Origin of the sequence: Psychromonas arctica DSM 14288, from assembly GCF_000482725.1 — a bacterium.
Classification (GTDB): domain Bacteria; phylum Pseudomonadota; class Gammaproteobacteria; order Enterobacterales; family Psychromonadaceae; genus Psychromonas; species Psychromonas arctica.
Window position 1 is genome coordinate 1 of the sequence record NZ_AXWP01000001.1, and the last position, 14,177, is coordinate 14,177.

Genomic DNA, 14,177 nt, shown 5'->3' on the forward strand with positions numbered 1-14,177 from the left:
AAATGCTTGGATACAGTGCCAGGCTTCCCCAGTTATTACACTGACTCCCTGTTAGAAATGACCACCCTCAAACACAGTGTTGGTCTGACTGAGTATTGGACTTCGCGCTATTTTGGACGCTTATCCACCAACACTGCCGAAACAGGTTACGGTTAGTTGTGTACTTCTAACTTCCTATGGCTTCCTTCAGACCCCACCGTTAGCCAGTGACGCCCTTGCCATTCGGATTATCTTCCCCTCAATCAGGGTGATCTCACTTTCTTGCAAGTGAGCGGGTTTGCCAGCTTTGCTGGGCAAACAAAAAAGCCCCGCTATTAAAGCGAGGCTTATATTCTGAGTCAACACAGTAAGAAATCTAGTTAAGAGATTACCAACCAGTTACTTCACGTAGTGCTTTACTGAAATAAACAGCTGCTAGAGATTTAATCAATTTTATGCTTATATCTGTTGTTCTAATACAACTCACAATAAATAACTGCCATAAAAAAGCCCCGCTATTAAAGCGAGGCTTATATTGTGAGTCAACACAGTAAGAAATCTCGTTAAGAGATTACCAACCAGTTACTTCGCGTAGTGCTTTACCGATATCAGCAAGTGATTTAGTCGTTTTCACGCCTGCATCTTCTAATGCTTTAAATTTATCTTCTGCAGTACCTTTACCACCAGCGATAATCGCACCAGCATGTCCCATACGCTTACCAGCAGGTGCAGTAACACCAGCGATGTACGAAACAACAGGTTTAGTTACGTTTGCTTTGATAAATGCAGCCGCTTCTTCTTCCGCAGTACCACCGATTTCACCAATCATTACGATTGCTTCAGTTTCAGGATCTTCTTGGAATAATTTTAGAATATCGATGAAGCTAGAACCAGGAATTGGATCGCCACCAATACCAACACAAGTAGATTGACCAAAACCTTCGTCTGTAGTTTGTTTAACGGCTTCATAAGTTAATGTACCAGAACGCGATACAATACCTACTTTACCTTTTTTATGAATGTGGCCTGGCATAATACCAATTTTACATTCATCAGGTGTGATTACACCAGGACAGTTAGGACCGATCATCACAACACCTTCTTGATCTAGTTTGATTTTAACTGCAACTAAATCTAGTGTAGGAATACCTTCCGTAATAGTAACGATTAATTTAATGCCTGCATCAATCGCTTCTAAAATAGCATCTTTACAAAATGGAGCTGGTACATAAATAACCGATGCTGTCGCACCCGTTTCTTCTACAGCTTCACGTACTGTATTAAATACAGGTAAGCCTAAATGTACTTGTCCGCCTTTACCAGGTGAAACACCACCGACCATTTTTGTACCGTATTCAAGCGCTTGCTCTGAGTGGAAAGTACCTTGACCACCAGTGAAACCCTGACAAATTACTTTAGTGTCTTTATTAATTAAAATACTCATTATTTTCCACCTACCGCTTTAACAGACTGCTGAGCAGCATCTGTTAATGATGTTGCTGCAATAATATTAAGACCAGACTCTGCTAAGATCTTACGACCCAATTCTGCATTGTTACCTTCTAAACGAACGATAACAGGAACAGAAACACCTACTTCAGCTACTGCGCCAATAACACCTTCTGCGATTAAATCACAACGTACGATACCGCCAAAGATATTAACTAAAACAGCTTTAACTTTGTCATCAGAAAGGATGATTTTGAATGCTTCTGTAACACGTTCTTTAGTTGCACCGCCGCCAACATCCAAGAAGTTCGCCGGATTGCCACCATGTAGGTTAACCATATCCATGGTACCCATAGCAAGGCCAGCACCATTAACCATACAACCGATATTGCCATCAAGTGCTACATAGTTAAGTTCCCACTGAGCAGCATGCATTTCACGTGCATCGTCTTGTGTTGTATCGTTGATAGCTTGAAGTGCTTTTTGACGGTACATTGCATTTGAGTCAATAGTAATTTTGCCATCTAAACAGATTAGGTCGTCTGAACCTGTCACTACTAATGGGTTAATTTCTAATAACGCTAAATCTTTATCTTCAAAAATAGTTGCAAGGCCTAAGAAAATCTTAGTGAATTGGCCAATTTGCTTACCAGATAAACCTAATTTAAATGCTAATTCACGACCTTGGTACGCTTGTGCGCCAACCAAAGGGTCGATCATAACAGTATGGATTAGTTCAGGTGTTTCTTCTGCAACTTTCTCAATTTCAACGCCGCCTTCAGTAGACGCCATGAAAGTAACACGTTGTGAAGCACGGTCAATTACCGCACCTAAATAAAGCTCATTAGCAATGTCACTACATTCTTCTAATAATAATTTATTAACTGGCTGACCATTTGCGTCTGTTTGGTAAGTCACTAAGTTTTGACCTAACCATTTATGAGCGAATTCACGAATACCGTCTTTTGAATCAACTAACTGTACGCCACCCGCTTTACCACGACCGCCCGCATGTACCTGACATTTAATAACCCAACGTTCGCCACCTAATTTAGATGCAGCATTCACAGCATCTTCAGCGCTGTCGCAAGCGACACCATTAGGAACCGGTAAACCGTATTCTTTAAATAATTGTTTTGCCTGATATTCATGCAAATTCATGATTTATTTCCATCTGTTTAGTTAAACTTAATAGCCCGAAGGCCGTGAGTGTAAAAACAATTTTTTTGTGGCTGTTTAACAATATAAACAGCCAATCGACTATTTTTAAAAATCGATATTAAACGTCTAGTAATAGACGTGTTGGATCTTCAAGTAGTTCTTTGATTGTTACTAAGAATCCTACTGATTCTTTACCGTCAATTAAACGATGATCGTATGAAAGTGCTAGGTACATCATAGGTAAAATTTTCACTTCACCATTAATGGCCATTGGGCGGTCTTGGATTTTGTGCATACCTAAGATAGCCGCTTGTGGTGGGTTAATAATTGGCGTTGAAAGCAGTGAACCAAATACACCACCGTTAGTAACCGTAAAGTTACCGCCCATCATTTCGTCAACCGTTAATTTGCCGTCACGACCTTTGATAGCAAGCTCACGAATGCCCTTTTCAATGTCAGCAACACTTAAAGTATCTGTATCACGTAAAACAGGTGTTACAAGACCACGTGGTGTTGATACAGCAATACTGATATCAAAGAAGTTGTGGTAAACGATATCAGTACCGTCAATTGCAGCATTGACTTCTGGGTAACGTTTAAGCGCTTCAGTCACAGCTTTGATGTAGAAAGACATGAACCCTAAACGGATACCATGTTTTTTCTCGAACACTTCTTGGTACTGCTTACGAAGATCCATGATTGGTTTCATGTTTACTTCGTTAAAAGTCGTTAACATTGCAGTCGAGTTTTTAGCTTCTAATAGACGTTCAGCAACACGCTTACGTAAACGAGTCATTGGTACGCGCTTGTCGCTGCGTGCAGCAACAGCAGCAACGATATCAACTTTAGGTGCCGTTTCACTTTTGTTTTTAGACGTACGGAAGTTATCTACATCTTCACGTGTGATAACACCACCTTTACCAGATCCTTTGATATCACGTGCATCAATGCCTTCTTCAAGCATTAAACGGCGTACAGATGGGCTTGCATCAGCAGTTGCTGCAGGCGCTTCAGCTGGAGCAGCTTCTTCTTTAGCTGCAGCAGGTGCATCTGCTTCTTCTAATTTAGCTAATAATTGCTTAGAAAGTACGGTTGCACCTTCATCTTCAATTATTTCTTTTAAGATACCTGATGCTGTAGCAGGTACTTCTAAAACAACTTTATCGGTTTCGATTTCAACTAATACTTCATCACGCTCGACGAAGTCGCCAGGTTGTTTGTGCCAAGTTGCTACAGTTGCATCTGCAACTGATTCTGGAAGTTCTGGAACTAATACTTCAATCATAATTAACGCTTCCTACAATAATAATTTTCTTCAATAAATTCGATTTAATTTTGATTACTGTTCATCAAAACCAAGTGCTTCGTTCACTAATGCTTTTTGTTGCTTAACATGTAGAGACATATAACCTACCGCCGTTGATGCTGATGCTGCACGACCTGCATAATGCAGCGTAGCGCCTTCAGGCATGACAGTACGGAAATTATGTTGACTACAGTACCAAGCGCCCTGATTTTGAGGCTCTTCTTGACACCAAATAAACTCAGTTACATGCGCATATTGCTCAAGTAAATCATTTACTTCATCCGTAGGGAATGGGTATAGCTGTTCGATTCGTATAATCGCAATATGGTTTAATTCTTCAGCACGACGTTTTTCTAAAAGTTCGTAGTAAACTTTACCACTACATAGAACAATTCGAGTCACTGCTTCAGGGTTTAATTCATCCACTTCACCAATTGCATTTAAGAATGTACCTGATGCTAATTCATCTAAGCTAGAAACCGCTAATGGATGACGTAACAATGATTTAGGTGACATAACAATTAATGGGCGACGCATTGAACGAATTACTTGGCGACGTAACATGTGGTAAACCTGAGCAGGTGTTGAAGGAACACATACTTGCATATTATGCTCAGCACACAATTGTAAGAAACGCTCTAAACGAGCAGAAGAATGCTCTGGACCTTGACCTTCATAACCATGTGGTAATAAAACAGTCAGACCACACATACGGCCCCACTTCTGTTCACCTGATGATAAGAATTGGTCAAATACAACTTGAGCACCATTTGCAAAGTCACCAAACTGCGCTTCCCAAATACATAAACCTTTAGGTGCACCAGTTGAGTAACCATATTCAAAAGCAAGTACCGCTTCTTCAGATAGCACTGAATCATAAACATCAAAGTGACCTTGATCATCAGAGATATTATGTAGAGGAGTATAACGTTTAGCTTCCGATTGCTCATGCAATACAGCATGGCGATGGAAGAAGGTACCACGAGCAGAATCTTGACCTACCAAACGAATGTTATACTTAGAGTCTAACAAGGTTGCATAAGCTAAGTTTTCGGCAAAACCCCAATCAAGTAGCTTTTCACCACGGGCCATCGCCTGACGGTCATTGTAGATTTTCGCAATACGTGAATGTTGTTTCTGATCTTCTGGATAATGACTAATAGATTCCGCTAATTCCACTAAACGTTGTTTTTGGAAACCCGCTTCGTAGGGTAAATCCCAGTCATGTTTTAGGTAAGGAGACCAATCTATTGAATTGCCTTGCATCGATTGCCATTCTTTAACCACACACTCGCCATTATCTAAGGCATCACGGTAATCAGCAACAAGCTGTTTAGCAAAACCTTCTGCAATCACACCTTCACTTTCAAGTTGCTTGCTGTAGATATCACGTGGCGTAGGATGTTTTTTGATTTTCTGGTACATCAATGGCTGTGTTGCACTTGGTTCATCAGCTTCGTTATGGCCATGACGACGGTAACAAACTAAATCAATAACAACATCACGTTTGAATTTATTACGGAAATCAATTGCGATATGTGCCGCTTGCATGACTGCTTCAGGATCATCACCATTAACATGGAAAATGGGTGCTTGGACCATTTTAGCAATATCAGTACAGTAACGCGTTGAGCGAGTATCTTCAGGGTTTGAAGTAGTGAAACCAACTTGGTTATTGATAACGATACGGATAGTACCACTTACTTTAAATGCACGTGCTTGTGACATATTGAATGTCTCTTGCACAACACCTTGACCAGCAATAGCAGAGTCGCCGTGGATAGTGATTGGTAAAACACTTTCACCAATACTATTTAAACGTTCTTGACGAGCACGAACCGAACCTAAGACTACAGGGTTAACAATTTCTAAGTGTGAAGGGTTAAATGCTAATGATAAATGAACATTACCTTTAGCCGTTTTAAAGTCACTACTAAAACCTTGGTGATATTTAACATCACTTGAGCCATCTATATTGGCATGTTTACCAGCAAACTCATTGAACAAATCAGCGGGTTTTTTACCTAATACGTTAACTAGCACGTTTAAACGACCACGGTGAGCCATTCCAATAACAACTTCATGTGCACCTTGCTCGCCCGAACGCCTAATGACTTCTTTAAGCATAGGGACAAAAGAATCACCCCCTTCTAAAGAGAAACGTTTTGCACCTGGGAATTTAGCACCAATGTAACGCTCAAGCCCTTCTGCTGCAGTTAACTCTTCTAAAAATCGATTTTTAGCTTCGTTGCTGAACGATGGGCGACTTTCACATGACTCAATACGGTTTTGGATCCAACGCTTTTCATCAGTATTCGTGATGTGCATGTATTCCACACCCAACGAACCACAATAAGTACGTTTAAGCGATGCAATAAGATCCTTTAACACCATCGTTTCATTGCCAGCAGCAAATGAACCGATATTGAAATTAGCATCTAAATCAGAACCAGTCAGTTCATGGTAGAAAGGGTCTAACTCTTTAACTGATTCAGTTTTAACTAAACCAAGAGGATCTAAGTTAGCGATTTCATGTCCACGGTTACGATAAGCACCGATTAATTGTAACACTTTGACTTGTTTTGCATCATTGTGAACAGCACCATCTGGTGGTGTGAAACATTTTGGCCCTTTGGCCGCAAGTTTCATCTGTTCACGGATAATCGAATGACGCTCCTCAGGAGCATCAGTCACACTTGGTAACTCATCAAAGACTTCACGCCAATTAGCGTCCACAGCAAGTGGATCCTCTAAATACAATTCGTAAATGTCTTCGATATAAGTAGAATTTGCCCCGGAAAGATGCGATGAGGCTAACCAAGTTTCCATAACATTAGTTGGCATTAAAATTCCTTATTCTTTATTAATGTTTAATTAATAATAATTATTTAGTAATTAAACTGCGCGTTGTAATAACATAGATTTAATTTTACCAATCGCTTTGGTCGGATTTAATCCTTTCGGACAAACACTCACGCAGTTCATGATACCGTGACAACGAAAAACACTGAAAGCATCATCTAAATTCGACAAGCGTTCTTCAGTTGCACTATCTCGACTATCGATAAGGAAACGGTAGGCAGCTAATAAACCAGCTGGACCAATAAACTTATCAGGATTCCACCAGAATGAAGGACAAGAGGTTGAACAACAAGCACATAAAATACACTCGTATAAACCATCTAATTTTTCACGCTCTTCAGGAGATTGTTTGAACTCTCCAGCAGGCGGTATAGTGCCATCTGTAATTAAAAATGGCTTTACTTTTTCATACTGAGTATAAAATTGTGTCATATCGATCACTAAATCACGTACCACTGGTAAACCAGGTAGTGGACGAAGCACAATTTTTCCAGCAGAAAGTAAATCAGAAAGAGGCGTAATACACGCTAATGCATTTTTACCATTAATATTTAAACCATCACTACCACAAACACCTTCACGACATGAACGACGGAATGACAATGACTTATCTTGCTCTTTTAATGCAATTAAAGCATCAAGCACCATCATGTCAGAGCCTTCAGGTATTTCTAATGACATCTCTTTCATTGAAGGTTTGTCATCAACATCAGGGTTGTAGCGATAAACAGAAAATGTAACATTCATATTATAAAACCTTCTTAGTAAACACGTGCTTTAGGTGGGAAAGCTTCACGTAGTACTGGCGCCATATTAACGTCACGTTTACACATACTTTCTGTTTCAGGATTGAAGATACTATGGTGTAACCAATTTGCATCATCACGATCAGGGAAGTCAAAACGACTATGCGCACCACGACTTTCAGTACGGAAGTTTGCCGCTAAAGCAGTTGAAAAAGCAGTTTCCATTAAGTTATCTAATTCTAAACACTCAATGCGATTTGTATTAAACTCGCTGCTCTTATCGCTTAACTTAGCATTGTTCAAACGTTCACGTAACACGCGTAACTCGGCAAGGCCTTCAGCCATTGCAGCACCGTCTCTAAATACTGAGAAGTTATTTTGCATACATTGTTGTAGATCTTTACGAATTTGATCAGGACACTCTGTACCCGTACCTTTTTCCCAACGATTGAAACGTGCTAAAGAAGCTTCAATGTTTTCTTCTGTAGGTGGCTTAGCTGTATTTTCTTTGGTTAATACTTTACCAAGATGTTTACCTGCGGCACGACCAAACACGATCAAATCAAGTAATGAGTTACCACCTAAACGGTTTGCTCCATGAACTGATACACTTGCAATTTCACCTACCGCAAATAAACCTTTCACTTCAACATCTTTACCATTTTCATCAAGCTTTAATACTTGACCATTAACCGTCGTAGGTACGCCACCCATCATGTAATGACAAGTAGGGATAATTGGAATCGGTTCATGTACAGGATCAACGTGAGCAAACGTACGAGATAATTCACAAATACCTGGCAAACGAGTTTCTAATACATCTTTACCTAGGTGATCTAGTTTTAATTTAATGTGCGTTCCCCAAGGACCTTCACAACCACGACCTTCACGAATTTCAATCATGATTGAACGAGCAACAACATCACGCCCCGCTAAATCTTTAGCATTAGGCGCATAACGTTCCATGAAACGTTCACCATCTTTATTTAAAAGATAACCACCTTCACCACGACACCCTTCTGTTACCAGAACACCTGCACCAGCAATACCGGTTGGGTGGAATTGCCACATTTCCATATCTTGTACCGGTACTCCAGCACGTAATGCCATACCAACACCGTCACCAGTATTAATGTGAGCATTAGTCGTAGAAGCATAAATACGCCCTGCACCACCCGTTGCTAGTACTGTAGCTTGCGCTCTGAACACACAAACTTCACCGCTTTCAATATCAATAGCAGTACAACCAACAACATCACCATCATCATTTTTCAATAAATCCAGTGCGTACCATTCAGAGAAAATAGTCGTTTTATTTTTAATGTTTTGTTGGTAAAGCGTATGCAATAAAGCATGACCTGTACGGTCAGCAGCTGCTGCAGTACGAGCAGCTTGTTCGCCACCAAATTCTTTAGATTGACCACCAAAAGGACGTTGGTAAACTGAGCCATCTTCGAAACGAGAAAAAGGTAAACCCATATTTTCAAGTTCACGAACCGCATCAGGTCCTTCGTTACACATAAACTCAATAGCATCTTGGTCGCCGATAAAATCAGAACCTTTAACCGTGTCGTACATATGCCATTGCCAGTTATCTGCATGTGCATTACCTAGCGCTACTGTAATACCACCTTGAGCAGATACAGTATGAGAACGCGTTGGAAATACTTTAGTAATCAACGCACAGCTTTTTCCTTCCTGCGAAATAGATAATGCCGCGCGCATACCTGCACCACCAGCACCAATAACAATCGCATCAAATTCTCGAATAGGTAAACTCACTTAAACACCCCACAAAATTACAAAACCAAAAATAACGTAAGCAAATGCAATTGTTGTTAACACAAACTGTAATGTGCCACGCAATAAAGTACATTTAACGTAATCTGTTAAAACTTGCCAAATACCAATCCATGCATGAACTAGCATTGCCACTAATGCCATTAACGTAAATACTTTTGTTAATGTTAGTGAGAAAAAGCCTGTCCAAACTTGATAAGTAATATCCGCAGATGCAACAAAGCCTACAAGATACAAAATGTAGGCTAATAAAATAACTGCACTGGCACGTATTAATATGTAATCGTGGACGCCGCTTCGTCCGAAAGTACCTGCAACCTTTACCATACTAAAATCCCCGCTAATATTGATAATACAGCAGTAAGGCCAAAGCCTACTTTTGCACTAAGTGATGCACTGTCCATTTCTTCCCAGTACCCTAAATCTTGTATCATATGCCTAACACCAAATACGGCATGGTAAGCAAGACCTGTTAATGATCCCCAGAAAATAAATTCAACGATAAACAAGTCTAAATAACCTTGTACACTTTGAAAATCTTGAGCTGATGATAACGAACAGTTTAGGAGGGTAAGGAATATTGCTAATGCAATAAAAACGATGATCCCAGAAACACGATGCAGTATTGAAGCTGTAGCAGTAATGGGGAATTTAACCGTGGATAGGTCTAAATTTTTAGGTCTCTCTTTGCGCACAATTTATCTCTTTATGATGGCTAAAAGTTAGGGGTTGTTTTACGGGCTCTATTGTTAGCACATTGTTAATGCTTTGTAACATCGAAACGCATTTTTTTGTGAGCTAAGTACGGTAAAATTTGCAATTAATCAATAAATAATACAATTAAAAAATTCACCCACCCAATCCTTAAGATATCAGAGGCTTGAAAGAAATTATAGCTCTTTGGATTATTAAAGATTTTATCTAATATTTGTTGCGATCTTCTCCCGCAAAGTTGCAATGTATAATTTGACAAGGTTAAATTTTGACTGTAAAAATGTGGCACCAAAAAAGCGTGTATATAAAAATAAGAGTACAAAAAGAGTACAAAGAATTTTAAAAAATATAAATAATTTTTAAAACAAGGGAGAAAATAATGTCGGACAAAGTCGCAATACTTCACTTACCGGGACAAGATCCTGTTGAACTACCTATCTTTAGTGGAACAGCTGGTAATGATGTCATTGATATTCGTAGCTTAGGAAAAACAGGCTACTTCACTTACGACCCTGGTTTCCTTGCAACAGCCTCTTGTGAGTCTGCAATAACTTTCATTGACGGTGATGAAGGGATTTTACTACACCGAGGTTATGCTATCGATGATTTAGCATACAAATCAGATTATTTAGAAGTTTGTTATTTATTACTAAACGGTCAACTACCTTCTGAAAAAGAATTTGCCAAGTTCAAACACACTGTACTTCATCATACAATGTTACACGAACAACTAGTCGCATTTTACCGCGGTTTTCGTCGCGACTCTCATCCAATGGCGATTATGGTTGGTGTAGTAGGTGCTTTATCAGCTTTCTACCATGACTCCTTAGATATTACAAATGAGTCATGTCGTGAAATAGCAGCATTCCGTCTCATTTCAAAAATGCCAACTTTAGCGGCAATGAGCTACAAATATTCTATAGGTCAACCCTTCATGTACCCGGATAACACATTATCTTATGCCGGTAATTTCTTGAAGATGATGTTTGGTATTCCATGTGAACAATATGTTGTTAATCCAGTACTAGAAAGTGCAATGGACAAAATATTGATTCTTCATGCTGACCATGAACAAAATGCATCAACCTCTACTGTGCGTTTAGCCGGTTCTTCAGGTGCTAACCCATTCGCATGTATAGCAGCTGGTATTGCTTCATTATGGGGACCTGCTCACGGTGGTGCTAACGAAGCATGTTTAGAAATGTTAGAAGAGATCGGTACTGTTGATCGTATTCCTGAGTTCGTTGCAAGAGCAAAGGATAAAGATGACCCATTCCGTTTAATGGGCTTTGGACACCGCGTTTATAAAAACCATGATCCACGAGCAACGGTAATGCGTAAAACATGTCATGAAGTATTAGATGATCTGAAAATTGATGATCCACTTCTAGATGTTGCAATGGAACTAGAGCGTATTGCGCTTGAAGACCCTTACTTCATCGAGAAAAAACTTTACCCTAATGTAGACTTCTACTCAGGTATTGTTTTACGTGCTATGGGTATTCCACGTACTATGTTTACAGTAATATTCGCTGTTTCTCGTACTATTGGTTGGATTTCACATTGGAAAGAGATGTTAGATCAACCTGGGCAAAAAATTGGTCGTCCTCGTCAAATGTATACGGGTGAAGTTGATTTACATTACCCTGAAAAATAATACGACTAGCTCATCACACTTAATGGCGTGACTAAGTAGCACCGCTACAGGTCATGTTCTTTGGTAAAGTGAGCAATAATGAGGGTATACAGTAGTTAATGGGTTTCATAACCTTTAATTATCTGTGTACCCTCTTTTTTTAAAGCTGTTTTGACCATTGAAGTAGTTTTTTCTTTGGATACTTCTTCATTATTTCTCGTTGAATTTGTAAACAACAACCATCACTTGAATTATTTAACTTAAGTAATCTGCGTGCATATAACGCCCTAGCCATGTCGTAACTTTTCACTGTTAAATATTTTAGTATGTAGGTTGCTGCATAAGCTTCAATTTTAATTACATCTATTTGCTTATCGTGTTTATTAAAATTAATACTATTTTCAAAGTCATTTATATGGGCAAGCCCATGGATAAGAAAAGTATATTTATAAGCCTCATTCATATAACGATCATCTAAATCAGTGCTGTAGGGAATGATTTCACTTTGAATGAAGATAATAGATTTAAATTCATTATTGAATTTATAGAATGTTGTCACGCTGCCTTTAATGTCGTTACAATTGCTAATGGTATTAAAGGTTATTTTTGAATTTAAAATATCATCAAATTTAATTCTATGTCTTATCATCAAGTCTGGAGATGGGATGCTTAAATCAGGTGTTATAACAATAGTCACTTGCCCTTTTTCTTCTTCTTTTTGCTTTCTAACTTCAAACAAGTTTTCGTAATCGATTACACTCATCAATGTGACCTTAATTTTTTAAAATGTGATAAATTTAATACACGATAACAAATAAAATAGTTAAATGTTTGAAAACCCGATTTATTGAGTAAACAACAGCTAACTGTAAAGTGATTACCTTTTTGATTACCTTAAAAACACAGCCAATAAAAAAGGTAGCCTAAGTACCGTTATGGATCCTTAATCTATTAAAATCATGTAAAATGCAGACTTTAAAATAATTACCGCCGTTATTTATAACCTGATAATGTTGAGTTGAATAACTGATCAATATAAAAATAGCATTTTTTAAATTCTTGGGAATATCACTTACTAGCAAATAAGCTAGCTTTAATTATTTTTCCCAAAACATCTAGAGAACTTATGCCAAAACAACTCACCGCATTATCCATTGACTCTATTCAATTCCCCAATGCCAACAATGCGTTAGATGATCCAGAAGGACTATTAGCAATCGGGGGTGACCTATCACCCGAACGGCTGCTTAATGCCTATCAACACGCTATTTTCCCTTGGTTTTCTGATGGCGAGCCCATTCTATGGTGGAGTCCTGCTGAAAGAGCCGTAATCCAACCACAGCAAGTGCATATAAGTAAAAGCATGGAAAAATTTATTCGCCAAACAACACTTACCGTGACGATTAATCATGTATTTAAAGACGTTGTTAAAGCCTGTGCACAGCCACGTAAAAAGCAATCTGAAACGTGGATCAGCCCAGCGATCCAAGCTGCTTATTATCAGTTACATTTGCGCGGCGTTGCACATTCAGTGGAAGTCTGGGATCAAGATGAATTAGTGGGTGGATTATATGGGGTGAATATAGGTGGCATTTTTTGTGGTGAGTCGATGTTTCATCAACAAACTAATGCATCAAAACTTGCTTTTATTGCTTTTAGCCAGCATTTTTCACGTTTTCAAGGGCAATTGATAGACTGCCAAATGATGACAGCGCATTTACAAAGTTTAGGTGTAACTGCGAACACGCGAGTAGCGTTCATTAAACAACTTGAACAATATAAAGGAACCCCGATCAATTTAACTTGCTGGAATAAACAGGTTATTAACCCAAGAGTGTCGTAACAGTTAGTCGCATTATCATTTTTATGATGAACAATACAAGTCAAAGCTTATGTTCAAAACATGAAAAAAGTGGAGTTAAACTAAGGAGAAGTTTAGATACAAAGGTAATACAAAGAAGTTAGATGGAGTTATTTACAGAATATTAGGCGCTGCCACACTGTTTCTATTACAGTATCTTTAAGGCTTAATTTAGATTTAAATAAATCTAAAACGTGCCTAATTAGCACGTTTTATATGCACTACGACTGATGAATATTAAATGATCGCTAATATTAGTTTTGTTGTAATTGTGACTTGATTGCGCCCAGCACAACTTTTCGAGTGATCAAACCAACATAAATATTATCCTCGTCTAACACAGGATACATTTTTGGTTTTTCGTGGATCATTTTCTGTGCTAAATCTAAAATGCTAAGCGTCGAAGGGATACTCAAAGGAGCATCAGACATAACATCTTCAACCAATGCAGCATGTTCATGGTAATAACTCGCTTCAATTAACTTAGCAAGGCAATCCTGCTCAGATAACCAACCTACTACATGTCCCGACTCATCGACAACAGGCCCACCAATTAAATTAGATAATAATAATTTATCAACAGCGGCTTCTAAATTCATTCCTTTTGTGAATGCAATGCTTTTACCTGTCATAAACTGCTTAACTTGTAAATTTTTCATTATA

General features: G+C 38.7%; 12 protein-coding genes. 2 read left to right on the plus strand and 10 right to left on the minus strand.

Translation table 11 applies throughout. The features are described from left to right. Positions 1-550 precede the first annotated feature (550 nt). The 8 genes from sucD to sdhC form a co-directional block, all read right to left on the minus strand. Complete coding sequence (gene sucD, locus H592_RS0100005) at positions 551-1,423, minus strand: succinate--CoA ligase subunit alpha (RefSeq protein WP_028866930.1); 873 nt, start codon at positions 1,421-1,423, stop codon at positions 551-553. After that, positions 1,423-2,589 carry an ADP-forming succinate--CoA ligase subunit beta gene (gene sucC, locus H592_RS0100010; RefSeq protein ID WP_028866931.1) on the minus strand — a complete coding sequence of 389 codons (1,167 nt, stop codon included), beginning with the start codon at positions 2,587-2,589 and terminating at the stop codon, positions 1,423-1,425. The genes sucD and sucC overlap by 1 nt, the downstream gene beginning before the upstream one ends. Before the next feature lie 118 nt (positions 2,590-2,707). Next, on the minus strand, positions 2,708-3,874 hold the full coding sequence (odhB, locus tag H592_RS0100015) for a 2-oxoglutarate dehydrogenase complex dihydrolipoyllysine-residue succinyltransferase (protein WP_211235595.1): 1,167 nt from the start codon (positions 3,872-3,874) through the stop codon (positions 2,708-2,710). A gap of 54 nt (positions 3,875-3,928) precedes the next feature. After that, complete coding sequence (sucA, locus tag H592_RS0100020) at positions 3,929-6,739, minus strand: 2-oxoglutarate dehydrogenase E1 component (protein ID WP_028866933.1); 2,811 nt, start codon at positions 6,737-6,739, stop codon at positions 3,929-3,931. Between the two features lie 51 nt (positions 6,740-6,790). Beyond that, complete coding sequence (locus tag H592_RS0100025) at positions 6,791-7,504, minus strand: succinate dehydrogenase iron-sulfur subunit (RefSeq protein ID WP_028866934.1); 714 nt, start codon at positions 7,502-7,504, stop codon at positions 6,791-6,793. A gap of 14 nt (positions 7,505-7,518) precedes the next feature. Beyond that, a complete protein-coding gene (sdhA, locus tag H592_RS0100030) occupies positions 7,519-9,285 on the minus strand; it encodes a succinate dehydrogenase flavoprotein subunit (RefSeq protein ID WP_028866935.1) in 1,767 nt (588 codons plus the stop codon). Beyond that, positions 9,286-9,630, minus strand: a complete 345-nt coding sequence (gene sdhD / locus H592_RS0100035; protein WP_028866936.1) for a succinate dehydrogenase, hydrophobic membrane anchor protein — start codon at positions 9,628-9,630, stop codon at positions 9,286-9,288. Beyond that, complete coding sequence (gene sdhC / locus H592_RS0100040) at positions 9,624-9,998, minus strand: succinate dehydrogenase, cytochrome b556 subunit (protein WP_028866937.1); 375 nt, start codon at positions 9,996-9,998, stop codon at positions 9,624-9,626. Before sdhC ends, sdhD begins: the two co-directional genes overlap by 7 nt. A 398-nt stretch (positions 9,999-10,396) precedes the next feature. Here sdhC and gltA point away from each other — a divergent pair, with 398 nt between their 5' ends. Then, on the plus strand, positions 10,397-11,674 hold the full coding sequence (gene gltA / locus H592_RS0100045) for a citrate synthase (protein WP_028866938.1): 1,278 nt from the start codon (positions 10,397-10,399) through the stop codon (positions 11,672-11,674). Positions 11,675-11,813: 139 nt separating this feature from the next. On the opposite strand, the gene H592_RS0100050 is transcribed toward gltA, so the two are convergent. Next, complete coding sequence (locus tag H592_RS0100050; protein WP_028866939.1) at positions 11,814-12,416, minus strand: hypothetical protein; 603 nt, start codon at positions 12,414-12,416, stop codon at positions 11,814-11,816. Between the two features lie 363 nt (positions 12,417-12,779). Here H592_RS0100050 and aat point away from each other — a divergent pair, with 363 nt between their 5' ends. Then, entirely contained in the window at positions 12,780-13,496 is a 717-nt protein-coding gene (gene aat / locus H592_RS0100055; protein WP_028866940.1) for a leucyl/phenylalanyl-tRNA--protein transferase, read from the plus strand. 272 nt (positions 13,497-13,768) lie between these two features. Here the strand turns inward: aat and H592_RS0100060 are convergent, their stop codons facing one another. Beyond that, positions 13,769-14,173, minus strand: coding sequence for a CBS domain-containing protein (locus tag H592_RS0100060; RefSeq protein ID WP_028866941.1), 405 nt, complete (start codon positions 14,171-14,173; stop codon positions 13,769-13,771). Positions 14,174-14,177: the final 4 nt, after the last annotated feature.

What these genes read in the sequence shown, in the direction of transcription:
- sdhD (WP_028866936.1), bottom strand. Translation starts at nt 9,630, where the DNA reads ATGGTAAAGGTTGCAGGTACTTTCGGACGAAGCGGCGTCCACGATTAC.
- sucA (WP_028866933.1), bottom strand. Translation starts at nt 6,739, where the DNA reads ATGCCAACTAATGTTATGGAAACTTGGTTAGCCTCATCGCATCTTTCC.
- sucC (WP_028866931.1), bottom strand. Translation starts at nt 2,589, where the DNA reads ATGAATTTGCATGAATATCAGGCAAAACAATTATTTAAAGAATACGGT.
- gltA (WP_028866938.1), top strand. Translation starts at nt 10,397, where the DNA reads ATGTCGGACAAAGTCGCAATACTTCACTTACCGGGACAAGATCCTGTT.
- sucD (WP_028866930.1), bottom strand. Translation starts at nt 1,423, where the DNA reads ATGAGTATTTTAATTAATAAAGACACTAAAGTAATTTGTCAGGGTTTC.
- odhB (WP_211235595.1), bottom strand. Translation starts at nt 3,874, where the DNA reads ATGATTGAAGTATTAGTTCCAGAACTTCCAGAATCAGTTGCAGATGCA.
- H592_RS0100060 (WP_028866941.1), bottom strand. Translation starts at nt 14,173, where the DNA reads ATGAAAAATTTACAAGTTAAGCAGTTTATGACAGGTAAAAGCATTGCA.
- H592_RS0100050 (WP_028866939.1), bottom strand. Translation starts at nt 12,416, where the DNA reads ATGAGTGTAATCGATTACGAAAACTTGTTTGAAGTTAGAAAGCAAAAA.
- H592_RS0100025 (WP_028866934.1), bottom strand. Translation starts at nt 7,504, where the DNA reads ATGAATGTTACATTTTCTGTTTATCGCTACAACCCTGATGTTGATGAC.
- aat (WP_028866940.1), top strand. Translation starts at nt 12,780, where the DNA reads ATGCCAAAACAACTCACCGCATTATCCATTGACTCTATTCAATTCCCC.